Genomic DNA, 19420 nt, shown 5'->3' with positions numbered 1-19420 from the left:
CGTAGCGCGCAATTTCGTGTGCAGGACGCACAGTACTCGTTAGAGGCTTCACCTTATGAATCGCAGGACTCTTTTGAAAGCATCCATGGCGTTGGCGGCTTATAGCAGCGTGCCTGCCTCGGGGCTTTTTGCTGCACGCGCTATGGCCGCCACGGCCGACGGCGAGATCGAACACTTTGACTTTGACGCACTCAAGGCCCACGCCAAGCAACTGGCCGGCCGGGGTTACGTCAGCACCAAGCAGGTATTGCCTCCCGTCTTGGCCAACATGACGCCTCAGCAGTTCAATGCGATCAGATACGACGCCGGGCATTCCCTGTGGAACGAGCTTCATGGCCAGCTGGACGTGCATTTCTTCCACGTCGGCATGGGCTTCAAGACGCCAGTGCGCATGTACAGCGTCGATCCCAAGACCAAAGAGTCGCGAGAAGTCCACTTCCGCCACGAGCTGTTCAACTACGAGTCCAGCGGCATCGATAAATCCCTGGTCAAAGGCGACCTGGGCTTCGCTGGCTTCAAGCTGTTCAAGGCTCCCGAGATTGCCATCAACGACGTTGTGTCGTTCCTCGGCGCCAGCTACTTCCGCGCGGTAGACAGCAACAAGCAATACGGTCTGTCAGCACGCGGCCTGGCCATCGATACCTACGCCAAGCGTCAGGAAGAATTCCCCGACTTCACCAAGTTCTGGTTCGAAACCCCGGACAAGAATGCCACCCGTTTCGTGGTCTACGCGCTGCTGGATTCCCCAAGCTGCACTGGCGCCTATCGCTTCGATATCGATTGCCAGTCCGGGCAAGTGGTCATGGACATTGATGCAAACATCAATGCCCGTACCGACATCGATCAGATGGGCATCTCGCCGATGACCAGCATGTTCAGCTGCGGCACTCACGAACGTCGGATGTGCGACACCATTCACCCGCAAATCCATGACTCGGATCGTCTGGCCATGTGGCGTGGTAACGGCGAGTGGATCTGCCGTCCGTTGAACAACCCACCTAGCCTGCAATTCAATGCCTTCGCCGATAAAGACCCGAAAGGTTTCGGCCTGGTGCAGACCGATCACGAGTTCGCGAGTTATCAGGACACGGTGGATTGGTATCACCGTCGTCCAAGCCTGTGGGTAGAACCGACCACGGCCTGGGGTGAGGGCGCGGTCAACCTGGTGGAAATCGTCACCACCGGCGAAACCATGGACAACATCGTGGTGTTCTGGACGCCGAAGGACAAGATCAAGGCTGGGGAATCAGCCAACTACGGTTACAAGCTCTATTGGGCACCGCTACCGCCTGTGCGGACCCCGCTGGCTCAAGTGCACGCCACTCGCTCCGGTATGGGGGGCTTCACCGAGGGCTGGGCACCGGGCGAGCACTATCCGAAGTTCTGGGCTCGCCGTTTTGCCGTGGATTTCAATGGCGGCGGTCTGGACAACCTCCCGCAAGGTACGGCTATCGAACCTGTGGTGACCGTGTCCCACGGCAAGCTTCAGGAATTCAACATCCTCGTGCTGCCGGACATCAAGGGTTACCGGATCATTTTCGACTGGCTGCCAGACAGCGACTCGGTCGAGCCGGTTGAAATGCGCATGTTCATCCGCACGCAGGATCGGACCTTGAGTGAGACCTGGCTGTACCAGTACTTCCCGCCTGCACCTGAGAAGCGTAAATACCCGTCCTGAGTGGCACTTGTCAGGAGGTGATCGCCCGATCACCTCCTGTTTTATTTTCCAACGTCAATTTTTAATCATCATCTAATTCAATGGGTTGCGAACGGCACTAATTCACGCCCATCGGAGGCTGCGCAAAATTTGACGAATTGATTGACAGCCTCGTTAACTCAGGCTGATATAGCCACTGTCACTTCTGATACACCTTCCCTGTTTTCCACTCGCGTTGGCCATCTACATGGTTGATGGGCGGTAGCGTGGCTGCGGTCCTCACTGCCCTGTAGGAGCGCGCTTGCCCGCGATTCGGTTCCTAATTCAAAAATCCGTTACCTGAACTGACGTTATCGCGGGCAAGCGCGCTCCTACGGTCACCCGCGACTCACCTTTCCAACACCCCAAAGGCAGAAAAACATGATGTTGAACTCTGCGAACGACAGCGGCGCGAAGACGTCGATCATGTCCTTCAACAAATCGACGATGGTGGTATGGATTGCCATCAGCCTGATTATCATCGAAACCTTTTCTGGCGCGCTGCGGTTTTACTTCGATAAGGCCGGCATAGCGCCGTTGCTGTACGTGCCCAAAGTCGCGTGCCTGGTGATGTTTGCCCTGGAGTTGCGCGACTACAAGGCCGGTCGGATGGTGTGGCTGAGCTTGCTGCTGTTGATAATCTCTTCGGTGCTGGCGATGCTCCACGGCGCGTCGCTGAACAACATTGCGTTCGGGTTGTTCGGCATCAGCCCGTTGCTGTTTGGAATGACGTGCAGCGAGCATTTGATCCACCAGCGCCGCCTGTTTCTGTGGGTGATCGGCCTGTGTCTGCTGGCGTCACTGATCGGCGTTGCATTGGACAAAGTCACTTCCGTGCCCTGGAAAGGCTACGCCTACAGCGTTGGCGAAGTGGAACTGAGCGCCAACACAGCATGGAGTGCCGGGGCCGAAGATCGCATCGCTGGTTTCGCCCGGGTGTCCAACGTCCTGTCGATCCTTATCGCGATCTATACCCTCTATCTGGCAATGTTCATCCGCTCCCGGTTGGTGCTACTGACGTTAAGCGTTGCGGCGCTTTACGGCATCGTCCTGACCACCAGTAAAGCCCCCGCCGCAGCCTTTGTGGCAACCATGGGCATTCTGCTGCTCAGCAACCTGCGCTGGACCTCGCGCATTATCTGCGTGGTCGCTGTGATTGGCGGCTTGACCCTGCCGCTGGTGGGGCTGGTGTATGACTTTGATGTACGCACCGTCAGCAGTAGCAGCGATTCGCTAGCCTCCCTGTATGACCGGCTGATCAACACCTGGCCAAATCTGGTGGAGATTATCGAAGGGCTTGGCTGGGGTTATACCGGGGCGGGTTTTGGCCTGTTTGGCAGCCCCGCGTCGATGTTCCCGGTACCGGGCGCAGAAATGCTCACCGGAGCCGACAGCAGCGCCATGTATCTGTGGGCAACTTTCGGTGTGTTTGGCCCACTGTTGTACGCCCTTCAGATACCGCTGTTCTTCGCGTTGAGTAACAACGACAGCCGCATTGGTCGAGCCTTGCTGGCAATCACGTTCTGTTGCTGCCTGATCAGCTGGACCACTGACATGTTCGAAGTGACCATCGCCAACCTGTTTCTGGGCCTGGGGATCGGTCATGTGTTGTCTGGCAAGCTGCTGGACAGCCGCAAGACAGCTCGACCGCAGGCGTTTCAACTGACGCCGCCGGCCGCTTCGTACTAAGCACTGCGCCCGACGGTTCGCCCCCACGCTGCCAACTCCCAGCCACGAAGACACGCCCATGGACTTCAGAAAAGACATCAATGGACTGCGCGCCATCGCGGTGATTGCCGTGCTGCTATTCCACTTCAATCCCGGCTGGTTACCAGGCGGCTTTGCCGGGGTGGATATTTTCTTCGTGATCTCGGGATACCTGATCACCGGGATTATCCTGCGCAACCTGAGCGCCGGGAATTTCAGCCTGCTGGCGTTTTACCGATCCCGCGCCAGACGCATTATTCCGGCGCTGGCGGCGCTGTGTTTCGTACTGTTGCTGTTGGGCTGGTTCTATCTGTTGCCGCCGGACTACAGCGCCCTTGGCAAGCACATCGCTGGCAGCCTGGGCTTTGTGTCCAATTTCGTTTACTGGTTCGAGGCCGGTTACTTCACGGCCAGCGCCCATGAGAAATGGCTACTGCACACTTGGTCGCTGTCGGTGGAATGGCAGTTCTACATGATTTATCCGCTCGTGCTGCTGGCGCTGAGCCGGGTGGTCGCCGTGAGCAATTTGCGCTGGCTGATTCTGGCAGCCTGCGTGGCAGGCTTTGGCTTTTGCGTATTTGCCTCGTTCAGGTGGCCTGAGCCGGCGTTTTATCTATTGCCAACCCGAGCCTGGGAATTGCTGGTGGGCGGCGTCGCCTGTGTGTTTCCCATCAAGCTGCGCGGTGGGCATCAGCGAGCGCTGGAGACGGTCGGCCTGGGTCTGATGCTGACGAGCTTCGTAGTGCTGTCGGAAAAAGACGTCTGGCCGGGATATCTGGCGTTATTGCCCGTGCTGGGCACACTGGCGGTGATCATGGCTGCCCGCCAGAATTCATTCCTGACTGGCAACCCTTTCTCACAATGGACAGGCAAGCTGTCCTACTCGCTGTACCTCTGGCATTGGCCGGTGGTGGTATTGATGAGCTATGCCGGGTATATGGGCGATACCAGCAATGCGTTGTTGGGCATCGCCTGCGCGTTTGCCTTGGGGTTGGCTTCTTATCAATGGATTGAAAAAGCCCCGGCAAAGTCCACACCCAAGCGTCGTTGGAAATTCGCAACAGTCAGCGGCCTGATCAGCATGGTTTTCGTGGCTGCCGGGGCCGTCAGTGCGACCGAGGGTGCAGTGACGCCGCTGCGTGCGGCGAGCATTTCGGATAAGGCGCTTTTCGTTCAGGACTACGCCAATCGCTACAAGAATATGTACGAGCATTACTGGCTCAAGTGTGATGCGTATTCCGCGTTCGCTGAGCGCCATCAGTCCGCCATCGACCCATCCTGCACCCAGCAACGCGGACATGGCGGTGTATTCCTGTGGGGCGATTCACATGCCCAGGCGCTGTCGCTGGGTTTGCGGACGCAGCTGGCAGCAGACACGCCCTTCTATCAAGTGGCATCGGCGGGCTGCAAACCCAGCCTGACCCAAGGTGCTGGCCGCGACACCATACCGGTACAGAGCTGCAACTATTCCAATAGAACGGCGCTGGAGAACATCCAGCGATTGCGCCCGGACGTCGTGATCATTGCCCAGAAGGATCAGCACGACAAAACCCAATGGAGTGAAATTGCCGCGCGCCTCAAGAGCTACGGCGTCAAACATATCGTCCTGCTCGGGCCGTTGCCGCAATGGAACCCGTCGCTGCCCTTCGTCATCGCCAATCGACATTGGGGCCAGACAGAGACTCACATCACCGACCCGGCGCTCGATCAGAGCATCATGGCCACCGACCGCGCCACGCAGAGCCAGATTGACCCCCAAGCCGTGGACTTCATCTCCCTGATCGACAAGCTCTGCGTGGTCAACTCCTGTCTGGTGCGCTTGCAGGAAGACAACTCGCTGTTGCAATTTGACTCCGGGCACCTGAGCGAGAAAGGCTCGATGTATATCGTGAAAAACTTCGTATTGCCTGAGCTGCGCAAACAGTCCATTCGTTAACCCGCGCCCCTCGCTTCAAAAGGCCCGCCTGGATCCGCCAGTGCGGGCTTTTTTGCGCCCGAGATATTCACGCCAACGCCACGTTGGCCTGCTAACTTTGGACTAGTTTTCTAGAGCAACACTTTGTGGGAGCAAGCTTGCTCACGAAACGGCTATTGGGTCCGAGACATCTGCTGGATCTGTAAACCATATTCGCGAGCAAGCTCGCTCCCACTGGGTTGAGTGCTCCCCCTATATTGCAAGGAAGCGACCATGTTCGTTCGGCAGATATTTCTAGGGTTGATCCTGAGCAGCGTCCAGTTAACGAGCAGTGCAAAGGCCGAACCCTGGCAAGCGGGAGGCACGCAATGGCGGCCGTTCAGCTATGAAGGTGAGCAGGGTCAGCTGCGAGGGATCGCCACGGATATAGCCCGGCGCGTTTTGCAACTGGCCGAGATCGACGCGCAGTTTGTTTCCTATCCGGTCAACAGGCTTCAAGCCATGCTGATCAAGGGCGAGCTGGACCTGAATTACGCAGACTCTGTGCAATGGAACAACGCTGACGAAGTACGGCGATTTGCCTTCTCCAAACCTTACATGAATGTGCGAGAACACCTTTACGTCCTTAAGGGCAGTCCTATGGCGCACACGCCTGTGGATAAGTTGAACGGCCAGACCGTCGGCGTTGTTCGTGGTTATACCTATCGCACAATGGACCCGCTATTTGCCGACAAACGCCTGACCAGACTGCAAACATCTGAAGATCCAGCACTGCTGCAACTCCTCCAGACGGGTCGGGTAGACGCAGTGGCGATGGTCGATGATCTGTTCGAGTATCTGATTGCCAGCAAAGGCATGGACCGCAACCTGTTCGAGCGTGGTGCCAAGCTCAGCGAAGCTCCTTTAGGCATGAAGCTGCAGCCGCAGTACGCTGTCTTGCTGCCACGGATTAACGCAGCAATCGCGAGCCTGGTGCGCAGTGGCGAGGTGGCTCGAATTCGCCATGCGTACCTGACCACGAATGAGTCTGCCGGTGAGACCCCTTGACTAGGGTCCGATAACAGCGCATTTACGTTTAGGAGGTGCCGAAGGCTGCGATCTGCGGTGTGTCATTCGAATCGCCTTCGTCGCCGTCGTAACCTCCGACAACTCCTAGACCGATCATTTAGACCCGCTTATTTACTTCCCCTTACAGATTTCTATTTCTGCCCTGCTACGAAATGTTAGATTGCCCGCCTCATTTCGCCCGGCTGTTTGCTGGTGGAGGCACTACATGAATGAGCTACTGACACGTCGCCAGGTCATCGGCGGACTCAGCCTGCTGAGCCTGGGTTTGATCGCCGGCTGTGATAGTTCCAGCGCGCTGTCGTTCAAATACGGCAAAGACCTGAGCAACAAGATCCTGGGCAGAACCTTCAAGCTCAAGGACCCGCAAGGCAACGTAAAAACCCTGTCGAGCTTCAGGGGCTATATGCCCATGATATTTTTCGGCTTCACCCAATGCCCGGCCGTCTGCCCCACCGCCCTCGCCCGTGCCGCGCAGATCAAGAAGCTGCTGGGCAAAGATGGCGATATCTTCCAGGTCATTTTCATCACCATCGACCCTGAGCGGGACAAACCCGAGATTATCGACGCCTACGTCAAAGCCTTCGATCCGTCGTTTGTGGCGTTGTCCGGCACCCTTGAAGAAACCGCAGCGACAGCGAAGGAATTCGGGGTGTTCTACGAGAAGATACCCACAGGCGACACTTACACAATGTCCCACACCGCGACGAGTTACGTTTACGACACCCGTGGCGTATTACGCCTGGGCCTGTCGCACTCCCTTTCTGCCCAACAGTGCACAGAAGATCTGCTCACCGTCATGGAAGTCTGCTGATGAAATTTACTCAATCCACTTTCACTCGCCCTCTCAAAGCCCTGATCGCTGCTTCTGCGCTGTGCATTGCCGCTCAGGCCTCCGCACAAACAGTGATCACCGATGCCTGGGTTCGGGCAACCGTACCAGGCCAGCCGTCCACCGGCGCCTTCATGACCGTCACCGCCAGCACCGATAGCAAGCTCGTCGGCGCCCAGTCCCCAGCGGCCAAAACAGTGCAGATTCACCAGTCCTCCATGACCAACGATGTCATGAGCATGAAAGAAGTCGCCGCCGTTGAATTGCCCGCAGGCAAGCCAGTGACAATGGACTCCAATAGCTACCACGTGATGCTGATTGACCTGGTGAGCCAGGTGAAAGAAGGCGATCAAGTGCCGATCTCGCTGACCGTTGAAGACGCGACTGGCACCAAGCAGACCATTGAAGTCCAGGCGAGCGCCCGCGCGTTGACGGCCCCCGACCATGGCGCTATGCATGACCACAGTAAGATGCATTGAGGTTGTGGATAACTTAGAAGCACTAAAAACAAACCCCTCGGATTGAGGGGTTTGTTTTTTCTAAATGTGTCGTAAGAATAAAGGTTGTCACAAGCCCCCTCGCAGTTGGCGGCCTCCAGCCAGAAAACGAGAATCTACAAATTAATAAAGGCTGTCACAAATCTCGCTTTTACATAATATGATGGAGTTTTTAAAAGAATAAAGGTTGTCACAACGAACCTGCAGGAGAAAAAGAGGCAAATGGGCCACTAAAAGGACCTCACCCAGACATGATGTTACATTTTTGAGGAATCAACTCACTTGTGATTGGGAAAGGTGCTTCCTCCTGCGTAGGTCGCCTGATAAGAGATTCGTTTGGAAAACCAAGGCAAGCGGCCAAGAGTTGGGCGTGGAAAGGCATGAAACAGAACACGTCCCCGCGGTCCTCCTTTCGCTGATGGGCTTACCTTCTGGCTGCCACGCATAGAGCCCGGTAGCCGATAGGACAACACACGATGAGAGGTGCGGCTACACTAGATCCTCATATGGGCTTGCACCGGTTTCATCAGTGGGATTAGCTAAGCGCTTTTGAGCTTCACCCAAGCTATTGCCGCCAGCCGAAGCCCCCCGAACTCCGCCAAATTCAGCTCAGAGGCTACGCGCCATGGCTTTGACAGCACGAAGGCTTGAGGAAATGCTCACTCGGGCCAAAAATGAGATTCTTGCAGCAGGACGTTTCCGTACTCCAGATTGTATCGCCCGACTTCATGGTAAAGCACCCGATAGACTTAAGCTGAGACTCCAGCAAGCAGAGGCGAAGGGGGAGATCTTTTCAATAGAGTATCAGGGACAAGTACATTACCCGGACTATGCATTCATGGATAACGAGGAAGAATGTTTGCTTCCAGCCCTGGCCGAGGTAATAGCAGTCCTTCACTCAACCAAGGGTGGTTGGGGAATGGCGTTTTGGTTCAGATCACCTAACAACTTCCTTGGAGGCCTTCGGCCTGAAGATGTTCTTCCTCAAGCTCCAGATGCAGTACTTTCAGCGGCGAGCAGGGAAGTCGACGACATCATGCCCGGATAACCTCTGGGGAATACTGTCTGGAAGAACTCGGCATCTGGTCGACTCGCTCGAGGTATCACCGTTGTATTGGCGGATATCAAGTATCTTGAATGCCAATTTCGTTCGGGCTCTGATCACCACTGGCACCTCTTCAGCGACTTTTGGATCATGCCGACAGTTATGGACAGCGATACTTATCCCGCAGCACCGCTGCGGGCGTTGCTAAAAAGGTAGCCCTTGTCAGGAACGAATTTTTCAAAGACGCTGGCCACTGACACATCGTCTCCCGACCTCCTTGGCAGCTGGGTGGTTGGGTAGTTCCCAGTTGGATGAGCGAGGTACCGAATGAAAGGGCGTCGTAAGGTCAGAACTGACAAGTGGTGGCGTCAAGAGCAGTTCATCAGAGAGGCTCGAGCCGTTTTGGCTGCTAATCCGAATCAGGGTCATTTTCTACGAGCGGCGGTCCAAGCAACATGTGAAGAGCCTACGGGAATACTCGCAGGGAAACGTCGAGTGCCAAAGTAACCGTCCACTGGTCGCCCAATTGGGCAGATATCATTCGTGACCCTCACCGGATGTAGGACAGACCCTGCATCTGAGCTCCGAAATCAGAAAGGTGTTTTCAATGGCACTTTCCAGATGATCTGAATGAGGCCGGGCGGATGCTTGGAGCGGAAGCAGCTGCAAGCCAATTGGGTAATTGCATTCCACTTGACCACCCGCTTGCATCGCACTTGACCACCCATTTGCATTCGGCTTGACCTGTACATCGGGTGGCTTTGACCGGCAGAAATCGGCCATGAGCGGCCATTCTAATGCGCGTATCACCATCTACAATTGGCTCTAATGGTCAGCACTGGGAGGGTCTACCCCCCGCTTTCTGAATCACCAAAAAAATCATCTCGAGTGACCAAGCCAAAATCATCATTGACACTAACTTGGTCGGTTTCATCGAATAGATTCTCTACACGCCGCTCTTGCTTGAAGTAAGCAATGGTGCCGAAAAAGCATCCCTCGCATAGGTGGAACTCATAGCGCTCGCCATCATGCTTCGTACCAAACCCCCATTTTGCTTTGAGAGTAGCGAACTGAAGACCGCCGGCGTCTACACGGGTCGAGCGTGTACAAATGTCACACTTTACGTCGGTCACTACCTCTGTTTCGACTCGCCCAGTGATCTTCATCGCCTTGCCCCACCCTTATGTACTCGTTGAGCCAGCATACACGCGCTAAGCAGATGAGCGTCTTCGCCCGATGTGATGCTCGCGGCGCTAACGTCGCCTATGGGTCGACTGCGGCCCTTCTTGCACAGGGTCATGCTAAGCCTCCATCAACGGAGGTAATGACATGAACGCAAAAACTGCTATCTCGTACCAGCCCTGGAATAAAGGCAAGCTGGTTGGTCAAAAATCACCGCTCCGCCTGCGCGACATCTGGGGCATCAGAATCAGGCTTGAGCTTGCGCAAAACGTGAGGGATCTAGCGCTTTTCGATTTAGCAATCGACAGCAAGCTTCGTGGATGCGATCTGACGAAGCTACGTGTTCATGATGTCGCGCACGGAAATCACGTTGTAGCTAGGGCAATGGTGATGCAGCAGAAGACAAAACGGCCCGTCCAATTCGAGATCACTGCGCAGACGCGACTCGCTGTGGAGGAATGGGTACTACAGGCTGGACTCAGAAATGGAGACTTCCTGTTTCCAAGTCGGCTAAAAACTTCCGAGCATCTGTCTACGCGTCAATACTCACGCATAGTGAAAGCCTGGGTAAGCTCAATCGGCCTCGACCCAGTGCCATATGGTACTCATACGATGCGTCGGACCAAGGCATCGTTGATCTATCGCAGAACGAAAAACATCAGAGCAGTACAGATACTTCTTGGTCATACCAAGCTAGAAAGCACTGTCAGATATCTTGGCATCGAAGTGGACGACGCGCTTGAGATGGCCGAGCAGACTGAAGTATGACCGGGCAACCGCGACGGGGCAGTCACCCCGTCGCTTTCGACCCTTTGCGGACACTCATCACCTACTGCTTCTAGTCAATCTATGTCGTTGTCCATGGTGAGCTTTTCAACGCTACGGTCGCGAACCCTCGCGACTACATTCCCTCGAACGGGAATCAGGTAAGGTGTTTGAATTTAGGGTTCATGGAGCGAGAAAAAAAGCCCTGCATTAGCAGGGCAGAAAGGTATTTACAACAACTCAAACTTAGATCGGGTTTAAAGAAGCTCTAATGAGATTTGGGTTAGCCTCTGACTGCTGCTCAGTTTTATAGCAGTTTATTTTAGCTGCGACTTTTTCTGTTGTATGACCTTCTTTTTCGAACAGAACTATTATTGTTCGCCCACAAACAGATCTATTAAATGGAGTCGTATTGCTCCCAGTCATTCGAAAGGTTTGTGGTGTTTTGCCGATATCTTTATCTATTGAGTTATCCAGGCCATCCGAAATTATCCTCACGGTCGCCAATTGAGGAGTTGAGTTAAAATACAATTCCGCAAAATCGCCTTTGCCTGAGGTTGGGGACTCAGCAGTCTCTCCTCTATGGTCGAAGACATTAACATCAAAAGTACAGCCAGACATTAACAATAGTGGAAGCAGAACTCTTGCTATTTTATTCATGGTGCTCTCTTCCCGTCGAATATTTTCTTCGCAACTTCGCTTTGTGCTTTAGCTTTTTTGAGATAGTCATCTGCTTTCCGGGTCGTGGTATCTCCAAAGTCAGCATCAGGTGTCCATGGTAGCCGTCTATCTGGATCTGGTGAACGGGGGAGCAGTGTACCCAGATAACCGATAATCTGAGGGTTTGCTATTCTTAAGGTGGTACCGTCAAAACTTCCTACGACATCCTCTTTAGTTGTTGTCGTAGAGTAAGAACCACGACAGCTAAACGGACCATATCCACCACTTACCGACCCGGAAAGTGTGCTTTGGACGAATTTTTTCTCCTCCTCAGAAAAGGTAGCAGAAATGAATACGTTGCGCGCTAGAACTATATCTGTAGGCAGCACCGGCATCAGCCCCTGAGGGCCTAGCGGGGATGTTGATCCAGGTATGTAACCTTCACTGATTGGTCGAAATCCGAAAGCTTTTTTGTAGGTCCAAAAGCGATATTTGAAAACATCAGGAATCAACCACGGCCTAAGAATTTTCACTCTCAAATACTCAAATTTTAGTTCTATATCGATATTTTCCGAGTTTTCATATTTTTCCGCATTTGACCCACTTGCCCCACCTCCGGCATGCCAAAGACCGAAATTGCCACTTACAGAACCTGACCAGGATGTATGTTTGGAAAAGGTATGTAGTTCTGAGTACTTGAATGTTTTCTCAAATTGAGCCCAGCCCGCGTATGGTGAACTCCACTCTTGGATAGACGGTGACAGATAAGTTGCCTGGTATGTAGAGGTTCCTGCCTGAGCGGTATGCTGGTCAAAACGAGCCTTCAGATTTGCAAAATGTCGACGAGGTGAGACAGATCTCCAATACGAGACTTCAGCCTCGAGGTCCTGATATTGCTCTTTGTATCCTCTGCGCTTCCACTCGATGTCAGCTAAATCCCTTTTTTTGTATAGCTCATAAATAACGCTTGAGGGCGCACTATTCTCCTGCTCGCGATAAATGCTTCCAACAATCTCGTCATATCGTTGTTTATATTTCATGTATGCATCTAATATTTTGAGCAGCTCTGCTTCTTTCGCGTTCAAGTATTTTTCTTGGTCAGCTGTTAGCTTCATCTCAGGCAGTGCTGCCTGCTCAAGGATGTCGCTATACGTTTGCGTTACTGTTGTCATTAAAGGATTGTAAAGTAGTGACGCACTAAAGCACCCATTGAATAGTTGAGAGACTAACTCCATATCCTTGCTATTAGGTTTGTCAGTAAGTTTGGGGTCGATGAATATCCCCGGATGTGGAACTGTATAAAACTCTCGATCAGGCCCTCCGGTACTGCCGTTAAAAATAACAGTTTCCAACATTCCTATGAGCTTGCAGAAGGCTTCTAGCTGAGGTTGTTTACTAGGCATGGGTAGCTCCATACAAACAGATGTTTAACGTTTCTGAACTAATAGAGTTCAGTCGGGGTGACTCAGAGAAGACTATAGCGTGTTTGTAGATTCCTGGAGCTTTTACGCGAAACCTGCACCTTAGTGTCACTCATCCCCAGGCAGCAGCGAGCTAAATTGGCAACATATTCCTTATTCCTTATTTGGTGATGCGGTTTAGCTGCATATATTCATCTTATGAAATCGTATGCACGTCAGCTAGTTACGCTGTCAGTCCAAGTGCCATGCTTGTGCTTTTACGAGTCAGCTACCAAGTGGATGACGATTTTATCGACTTCAAAGCTGCGGCTTTTGGCAGTTTTTTAACGACGATCGGCGCTGCTGTTCGCCACTCCTCAATCGTTATATAAGTCGCCCCCACTTTCGTAGACACGGTTCAATGACCGCTTCTGGCCGTTTTCTGCCTGTCTTGACAGCTGCAAACGACCCTAACCGGTTAGGGTCGTGACAGGCAGAAACGCCCCAAGATAAGAAAAACCGCGGGCTACCGCCTGATCCTCCATTATCCGTTAATAGACTACATAAACGCCGAATTGGAAACAAAGTGGCCAGGCCTTACCTCCAGATAGCTTACGTCGGGCGCTTGATAGTCAATGTCGTAAATCCTGCTCGGCACAACTTCTTCCATTAGGCTGAAGGGTATCCTGGGGGCGTTCAAATCAGCTGAAGGTACGGCGCTCAATAATTTTGGGGTGTAGGCATGATGCGGATTTTCAAATACCGAGCGACGCGGGCCAATTTCAACAATACGGCCGTGGTACATCACTCCCACCCGATGGCTCACCCGCTCAACCACCGCAAGGTCATGGGAGATGAACAGAAATGAAATCCCCATATCACGCTGCAAATCCTGCAGAAGATTGATTACCTGAGCCTGAATGGACACGTCTACGTGAGGCTTCGATCTGGCTACCTGACGTTGTATCAGGCGATACATCGGCCTTCGGATGCATTGAGTGAGTAGAGTTTCTTCTAGACCCGTCGATCTGACTGTTTCCTGGGTCTCTTACGTCATCTTCCTTTTCGGGCAACGACTGTACCGAAATGAAACGGCGTATCCATGACTCCCTAGGCAGTCGTAGAGTATTTCTAAAGAGCCTGCGCCTTTTTTGTCGATCAGGTCTTCTGTGATTTTTTCATAAAGAGTAATTAAATCCATTTTTTATGCCTGCTATGAAAAAGTGGCGTAATGATATTCTTTAATTTTTATTATATCCATGAGACCTGGTCAAGAGAGCGGCTTTCCAAAAACCCTCTCTCAAGATTATTGTTTTATCATCAACTCTCCTTTGATGGTATTCCAGCAAGCTGATCGAAAAGTTGTCAAGAGCGTAATCTAGCCCCACTTTTTCAATCAATCGAAGCAGATCGGTATTGTTGCCATGTCCAGACTTAGCGTAAGACGTCCATCTTGACCACAAACCGTGCTCGCCATACGCTGATCCAACATATTTTTTCCCTGTCGCATTGTCAGCGATCAGATATATCCCTTTGATACTAGATAGTGCAGCCACCCAATCTGATGGGTTATCGTATGAAAGCGCTCGAAGTTGGCGAAAGCTTATGTGAATATTCTCATACCCTGGAAACGGTTCTCCATTAAAGGGTTTCCGCAGAACTTCAAACACACTAATATTTTCTAAATACCTCTCACCTTTCAGGAAGGGTTTGGATGCACCGCCTCGGTTAAATTTTAATTTTAATCTGCCGACTAAACCTTTCAGTTCGTGACGATAACGAGCTTCAACACCTTTGTTTGCGCGCCCCCAAACATCAATGAACCCTGCAAATAGCCATATATTACGCTGTGAAGGAAATTCAACTAATGAAATTATCGTATCGCAGTTGATGCTTTGTGGAATATCAATTTTTTTTAAGACTTCCGGCCAACCAACCATGTCCTTCTGAAACACATCCAGAGCGGTGTATTCGCCTGCTTTTGTCGCGAGATGAATATCGACCTTTTCGAGAAGGGTTTCCGGGACGATTTCTGCAAGTTCAACTTCCGTATCAATCATCTTAGGTCCTTACTTGGTTTTTAATGTTGGACTTATTTTTTCGCAAAACCTTATCTGTTATATAGAGTTGCATACAGATAAGCCTCTGTGAGTCAGTTATCTTAACTCATCGGCTGAGCAATTCAGTCCCCGCGTCTATCGAAATCCTAAAGCGCATGGCGGGGCGCAAGCCAGAAAACGATTTGCGTGCTATCAACGCGGTTCTGACTCTGAACTGTCATGTTTAGCTGGCAGGCAAGAAGCTTTGAACATCGGGCGTAAAGACTAACTCGTGCATCGCTACTTTCATCTGCAGAGAAGCAAAGGCCCCGGCCCGGCTGTTTTTTTGAGAAGTCAACGATGATCATGCGGACTGTCTTGAAAACTTCGTGTGCTGATCCGACACCCGTAACTTTTATAGAGTTATCTTTCTGAAGCACAAACGAAACGCTCCATGTCGGAACCCCCTCCGGTGCTACGTATTCAGGTACATAGAAGAAACAGACCCTGTAGCCGGTACCCCGTCTGGTAGAAAAGTAGGCAGTATCACCTGCCTCGTTCCAGTGCCACTGTTCTGTCATTAAATTCTCGCTGTCGACGGACTATATGTAAAAAACAACAAGCTCGGATGCCTTGCACCGATCTGCAATTGCCCCAACAGCCATTGCGCACCAAGCTTACTACAGACCATAAGCCGAACGCTCTATGTCCAAAGCGCGCCAGGGTAGGTCTGTCCGTCTCGGTCAACCGCGACGGGGCAGTCACCCCGTCGCTTTCGGCCAGTAGCAGTCATTGCCTAACGTTGAAAAACAGCGTCGCCGATACGGTTTCCGGTAGATGGAATTAGCCTAAGTCTGTGTTTTTGGGTTGCAGAATTGGGCAGTGAGACTGGTTGATACTCCTGCTGTGTGAGGAATAATTACCAGCTCTATGCCCAAGCTAGATATGAGGACCAATCTACTTTTTTGTATAGCTCGGTCGTCCGAGATGAAATATTTCTGAGCATGGTTTGCTTTGAATATCTCTTCAAATGAGTTTGACTTTTTGAAGAAAATATCACCAAGAGCTTCCCTTATTAAAGATTCTATTCGAATTTCAACACTTTGAAACGGTCGACTGCTACCTTTGTTTTTCTTGACAATATCATCTACGTCAACGCCTACGACTAAAAAATCACACCTTTCCTTGCATGCCCGCAGGTAGTTTCTATGCCCTTCATGCAGAAGATCGAATACTCCAGAAGTATAACCAACAATTCCGTTTTGGTGAGGTATGATTATGTTTGGCATGCTTAGTACCTACGACCGCTTCAAAATCATGCTTGTCGCTTGTGCGGCATCAGTTAGTCTGTACGTTCCTAAATAGATATCTAGGGCAACATTATTTGACTTGATAGCCTCTATGATAGGTAAAACAGTCTTTGAGATCGCTTCGTCAGCGAGGATCCTTCCGCTGCCTAATCCAAAAATTGGAATGAATACCGATTTGCAGGAAGAATTTACGCACTCACTTATCGTAGTTTGAATAATCTTCCTGATTGACGGCTCATCAATCAGGTTGACGCCATCGTCTCGCTTTTCAAGGGCTACGGCATGAATTATATGTTTTATGCCGGCGGCACAGGCATTAAATGGCGGTGACACAATGGTCGTTCCTAATTGGTAAGGGCCTGAATGAGGCTGTGACTTTTTCCATTTATCTATGAAATTTCCAAGAGGATCGGCGCTGAGCGATCCGTCTACTCGAAACGATGCGGCCAGCCTTCTTACCCTGCCGGACACCGAGGTTCCGTCGATCCCGCCGAGTTCAAGATATCTGTTCTCTGATGTAACTAAAACCTCGGCTTCGGTTAAGCCCACAATCGAACCACAATAGCAGTAGATTTTTGACTTGCCGATGATTATCGGTTCGCTGACTGCCTTTGTATCTACCAATGGTTCTCTTGCTGTGGATCCGCCTGTTCTTCTTGATATTTCAGCAAACAAGATCGCCAGGACAAGAAATACGACGCCGGATACAATGGAAGGAATTGGCCCACTAATGGGCTTTAGTTCAAGTGTGACAGCTGCGCCTTCTACAGCTTGTTGCCAGAATGGTGTGACTAAAGCTCCTCCGCCTATGATTAGCGCAGTTACTGATAATTTTGAATATACATTATGTGGTCTTTTTAACTTGCTTATTGCCACTTCGAAAATTAATCCGAGAATATATCTTGCTGCGGTGGGTCTATTCATTCTGATGCCCCAAATTCCTTGGCTAATTATAAGTAGGCGACATAAGCTGGTGATAATTTCCGCGCCTCATGATAGCTTCCTTGTCAATGGCTAATTCCTCAAACAGCGCAAGAGACGCAACGGAGACTGCGAGATGACGCCAAAAAAAGCTATATAACGCGCACAGAGATTACAAAGTCGGCGGCAGCGTGTCCATGGCCTGATTCTAGCCGGCTACTGCTGCCCGCTATGAGGCAGGAGCTACCACACTGGAGGGGCAGCCTCTGGCCGATCTCTGCCCATCGCCACTGTCAGCTTTGGGTCGACAGCGGGCACCCTCGACCGACCGTATTCGACCAAAGCTGACGGTGGCGACAGACAGAAATCGGCCATAAGCGTTCATTTAGAGGACTTTTACCTCCAAGTCACCACCACAACCAAGCTGGTTGCGCTTGCGCGCAACGCGATTTGCCTGGCGCACAAAAACAAACCCCGCTTCTTGCGAGAAAGCGGGGTTTTTCTTTAGTCGCAAGCCTTACCTGGTACTAAGTACATCAAAGGAAGTACACGTCGCAGTCGTCGGTTCATTGAGCAGTAACAGGTAATTGCGTACGTGATCAACCATCAGCGACGGCTACGCACCCGCGAACAGGGACCCGGACGTTGCTGTTGCGGTGCTCAGGTTTACCGTACCGCTGAGTTTGACCACGATATCCCCGTTGCTGAAGCCTGCAACGCCATCGGCGTTTTCGACAATGTACGTATTGGAGTCATAGATGAACCAGCGCGCAGTGTTATTCGGCACCCCCAGCAACGCCGCGGTCAAGGCATTACTCAGGCTGGTGGGTGTTGCCCCAAAATTGACCTGGACGTTGTCAAAGGCAAGGCTACCGGCAAAGGTAATTTGGTCGCCCAGAACAAAGTCGGTGATCGTGGTGAACTGCACGGCGTTGGTATTCCGGGCAATGGCCGCCGTCACCCTAATGGTGTCCGTACTTCAGAACTTCCTTAAGTGAGCTAAAAGCTTCATCTTTGAAGCGAACAGCATCGGATTTTTGTATCTGGCGATGGATCAAATCATCAACAAAAACTCTGCATCCTTTTCCCGCTTTTTCCAGCCCTACGGCCCGAGTAACTGCACCGCCTAAAATGAAATCGCCGATCGCGCGATTGATCTTGTCTGGCTCTACAATCTCCTCATATGAAATTCCACCTCTAGAGAGCAGGCCTGCGTTGACTGACTGCCACATGAATGCGCGAGCCGCATCCAAAACCGCGAGAACAATCTCGGACCAGATGTATGCGCAGTCAGATAGCTGAGCAATCTTGACCTGCTTATGAGATGTCCTGACTGCTGCTAAGCAAGATCGAAATGTGGTAAGTAGCTGCCCGCAGAATAGATTCGCTGATGGAGAAATGGATGGGCTCATTCCCCTGGCTTTGAAATCATCCTCACCTATGGTCACCTGGTTCTGCGTCAGCGCGCCGACCCCCAGCATATCCACGAAAAATACTGCTCCTTGGTATTGATTCATACGTCCTCTGCCTGAGCTCGTTGGGTTGTCACCGCATCGCTCAGCTCCGCGCAAGCGTGAATATGCACCTTGGGGTCCATCGTCGCTGCTCTTGAAGTACAAAGGCACAGGCTAAGACATCATGGTATTCATACGCGCTGGCCATTTGATCTTTTCGACTATGAACAGCCGTCATGGGCTGAGCCACTCACTTCGACTAATGAGAGTCTTCGACGCCAGGCTCACCCAGAACTGTCGGGTCGAACAGCCAGGAGTGATCAGGATTTCGAGTACATCGCACGATTGTCGCTCGCTGCTCTTTTTCTCCAATATCCCGCAGCTTCAAAACGCCGTCGCATTTGGGACATTTGCCCTCGATTTTGGTCAGAAACACATCGCCTGCTTTGTTCGACTCGATAGTGAGAAATTGAGACAGTCGTGTAAAACGCTGACGGCTCAGACCCATGCCCACCACTAGAGTTACCATGCTGAATGCCATCAGGAATATCAAGAAGTACTGGGTTGTCGACTGCCATACGCTCCAGATACTGGCGATACTTCCCACCATTCCAAGGGCGCCTGAGAACGTTATCCAAGCGGCTTTGATCGGATGCCCTGCGACCGTCAGAGGGCGAGTTTTGACTCGATCAATGCAGGCCTGCGGCTCGGGATCACTTCGACTGGGTTCCAGATTGATCGTATTGCCGGTAAAGACGTTATGTTGACCAGAGTTGAAGCTGCGGTCGCCGGAAGTGGATATGTAGTGCTGGGTCGAGTCAGCAAGGCTTTTTCCACACTGACTGCAGAACCGATCAAGCTCGCTGTGGGAAGCGCTGCAATGGGTGCAGTACATTTGTTGCTCCATATGTGGCTGAAAGACATCGGTGGAG

17 protein-coding genes are annotated in these 19420 nt (G+C 51.8%); 8 read left to right on the top strand and 9 right to left on the bottom strand.

Annotated features, from left to right (window positions below; genetic code table 11):
* The first annotated feature begins 55 nt into the window (after positions 1 to 55).
* The 8 genes from IV01_RS12975 to IV01_RS13015 all read left to right on the top strand — a co-directional run bounded on the left by IV01_RS12975 (position 56) and on the right by IV01_RS13015 (position 10707).
* Positions 56 to 1678, top strand: a complete 1623-nt coding sequence (locus IV01_RS12975) for a glucan biosynthesis protein D (RefSeq protein WP_032628541.1) — start codon at positions 56 to 58, stop codon at positions 1676 to 1678.
* Between the two features lie 399 nt (positions 1679 to 2077).
* Positions 2078 to 3385 (top strand): membrane protein, encoded by a 1308-nt coding sequence (locus tag IV01_RS12980; protein WP_032628540.1) that lies wholly within the window; start codon positions 2078 to 2080, stop codon positions 3383 to 3385.
* A 58-nt stretch (positions 3386 to 3443) separates the two neighbouring features.
* Positions 3444 to 5339: an acyltransferase family protein gene (locus IV01_RS12985; protein ID WP_032628539.1), complete on the top strand. Its 1896-nt coding sequence runs from the start codon at positions 3444 to 3446 to the stop codon at positions 5337 to 5339.
* Between the two features lie 252 nt (positions 5340 to 5591).
* Positions 5592 to 6365 (top strand): substrate-binding periplasmic protein, encoded by a 774-nt coding sequence (locus tag IV01_RS12990; protein ID WP_032628538.1) that lies wholly within the window; start codon positions 5592 to 5594, stop codon positions 6363 to 6365.
* Positions 6366 to 6591: 226 nt separating this feature from the next.
* On the top strand, positions 6592 to 7197 hold the full coding sequence (locus tag IV01_RS12995; protein ID WP_032628537.1) for an SCO family protein: 606 nt from the start codon (positions 6592 to 6594) through the stop codon (positions 7195 to 7197).
* Complete coding sequence (locus tag IV01_RS13000) at positions 7191 to 7694, top strand: copper chaperone PCu(A)C (protein WP_418903533.1); 504 nt, start codon at positions 7191 to 7193, stop codon at positions 7692 to 7694. Before IV01_RS12995 ends, IV01_RS13000 begins: the two co-directional genes overlap by 7 nt.
* A gap of 643 nt (positions 7695 to 8337) precedes the next feature.
* Positions 8338 to 8760 (top strand): hypothetical protein, encoded by a 423-nt coding sequence (locus IV01_RS13005; RefSeq protein WP_154232217.1) that lies wholly within the window; start codon positions 8338 to 8340, stop codon positions 8758 to 8760.
* A gap of 1326 nt (positions 8761 to 10086) precedes the next feature.
* A complete protein-coding gene (locus IV01_RS13015; protein ID WP_032628533.1) occupies positions 10087 to 10707 on the top strand; it encodes a tyrosine-type recombinase/integrase in 621 nt (206 codons plus the stop codon).
* Positions 10708 to 10950: 243 nt separating this feature from the next.
* On the opposite strand, the gene IV01_RS26650 is transcribed toward IV01_RS13015, so the two are convergent.
* From IV01_RS26650 to IV01_RS26645, 9 genes are all read right to left on the bottom strand, one after another.
* The gene (locus IV01_RS26650) at positions 10951 to 11364 is read right to left on the bottom strand and encodes a hypothetical protein (protein ID WP_154232216.1); all 414 of its coding nucleotides are present in this window, start codon (positions 11362 to 11364) and stop codon (positions 10951 to 10953) included.
* Positions 11361 to 12767: a hypothetical protein gene (locus tag IV01_RS13020; RefSeq protein WP_032628532.1), complete on the bottom strand. Its 1407-nt coding sequence runs from the start codon at positions 12765 to 12767 to the stop codon at positions 11361 to 11363. Before IV01_RS13020 ends, IV01_RS26650 begins: the two co-directional genes overlap by 4 nt.
* Positions 12768 to 13323: 556 nt before the next feature.
* On the bottom strand, positions 13324 to 13692 hold the full coding sequence (locus tag IV01_RS27290) for a hypothetical protein (protein WP_324294256.1): 369 nt from the start codon (positions 13690 to 13692) through the stop codon (positions 13324 to 13326).
* A gap of 313 nt (positions 13693 to 14005) precedes the next feature.
* Positions 14006 to 14824 (bottom strand): GIY-YIG nuclease family protein, encoded by an 819-nt coding sequence (locus IV01_RS13030; protein WP_050507536.1) that lies wholly within the window; start codon positions 14822 to 14824, stop codon positions 14006 to 14008.
* Positions 14825 to 15651: 827 nt separating this feature from the next.
* The gene (locus IV01_RS26330) at positions 15652 to 16092 is read right to left on the bottom strand and encodes an adenylyltransferase/cytidyltransferase family protein (RefSeq protein WP_080290294.1); all 441 of its coding nucleotides are present in this window, start codon (positions 16090 to 16092) and stop codon (positions 15652 to 15654) included.
* A gap of 9 nt (positions 16093 to 16101) precedes the next feature.
* Positions 16102 to 17037, bottom strand: a complete 936-nt coding sequence (locus tag IV01_RS25915) for a macro domain-containing protein (RefSeq protein WP_154232215.1) — start codon at positions 17035 to 17037, stop codon at positions 16102 to 16104.
* A gap of 613 nt (positions 17038 to 17650) precedes the next feature.
* The gene (locus IV01_RS13035) at positions 17651 to 17962 is read right to left on the bottom strand and encodes a hypothetical protein (protein ID WP_154232214.1); all 312 of its coding nucleotides are present in this window, start codon (positions 17960 to 17962) and stop codon (positions 17651 to 17653) included.
* A 34-nt stretch (positions 17963 to 17996) separates the two neighbouring features.
* Positions 17997 to 18551: a hypothetical protein gene (locus IV01_RS0125050; protein ID WP_050507532.1), complete on the bottom strand. Its 555-nt coding sequence runs from the start codon at positions 18549 to 18551 to the stop codon at positions 17997 to 17999.
* A gap of 196 nt (positions 18552 to 18747) precedes the next feature.
* Positions 18748 to 19383: a hypothetical protein gene (locus IV01_RS26645; protein WP_032628529.1), complete on the bottom strand. Its 636-nt coding sequence runs from the start codon at positions 19381 to 19383 to the stop codon at positions 18748 to 18750.
* Positions 19384 to 19420 lie beyond the last annotated feature (37 nt).

The organism is Pseudomonas syringae (assembly GCF_000737245.1).
Classification (GTDB): Bacteria; Pseudomonadota; Gammaproteobacteria; order Pseudomonadales; family Pseudomonadaceae; genus Aquipseudomonas; species Aquipseudomonas syringae_J.
The sequence above is the reverse complement of the archived record's forward strand: the minus strand, read 5'-3'. Positions and strand labels throughout refer to the sequence as shown.

Excerpts from the sequence above, each read along its gene's own strand:
- IV01_RS12975 (WP_032628541.1), top strand. The coding sequence starts at position 56 with ATGAATCGCAGGACTCTTTTGAAAGCATCCATGGCGTTGGCGGCTTAT.
- IV01_RS12980 (WP_032628540.1), top strand. The coding sequence starts at position 2,078 with ATGATGTTGAACTCTGCGAACGACAGCGGCGCGAAGACGTCGATCATG.
- IV01_RS12985 (WP_032628539.1), top strand. The coding sequence starts at position 3,444 with ATGGACTTCAGAAAAGACATCAATGGACTGCGCGCCATCGCGGTGATT.
- IV01_RS12990 (WP_032628538.1), top strand. The coding sequence starts at position 5,592 with ATGTTCGTTCGGCAGATATTTCTAGGGTTGATCCTGAGCAGCGTCCAG.
- IV01_RS12995 (WP_032628537.1), top strand. The coding sequence starts at position 6,592 with ATGAATGAGCTACTGACACGTCGCCAGGTCATCGGCGGACTCAGCCTG.
- IV01_RS13005 (WP_154232217.1), top strand. The coding sequence starts at position 8,338 with ATGGCTTTGACAGCACGAAGGCTTGAGGAAATGCTCACTCGGGCCAAA.
- IV01_RS13015 (WP_032628533.1), top strand. The coding sequence starts at position 10,087 with ATGAACGCAAAAACTGCTATCTCGTACCAGCCCTGGAATAAAGGCAAG.
- IV01_RS26650 (WP_154232216.1), bottom strand. The coding sequence starts at position 11,364 with ATGAATAAAATAGCAAGAGTTCTGCTTCCACTATTGTTAATGTCTGGC.
- IV01_RS13020 (WP_032628532.1), bottom strand. The coding sequence starts at position 12,767 with ATGCCTAGTAAACAACCTCAGCTAGAAGCCTTCTGCAAGCTCATAGGA.
- IV01_RS13030 (WP_050507536.1), bottom strand. The coding sequence starts at position 14,824 with ATGATTGATACGGAAGTTGAACTTGCAGAAATCGTCCCGGAAACCCTT.
- IV01_RS26330 (WP_080290294.1), bottom strand. The coding sequence starts at position 16,092 with ATGCCAAACATAATCATACCTCACCAAAACGGAATTGTTGGTTATACT.
- IV01_RS25915 (WP_154232215.1), bottom strand. The coding sequence starts at position 17,037 with ATGAATAGACCCACCGCAGCAAGATATATTCTCGGATTAATTTTCGAA.
- IV01_RS0125050 (WP_050507532.1), bottom strand. The coding sequence starts at position 18,551 with ATGAATCAATACCAAGGAGCAGTATTTTTCGTGGATATGCTGGGGGTC.
- IV01_RS26645 (WP_032628529.1), bottom strand. The coding sequence starts at position 19,383 with ATGTACTGCACCCATTGCAGCGCTTCCCACAGCGAGCTTGATCGGTTC.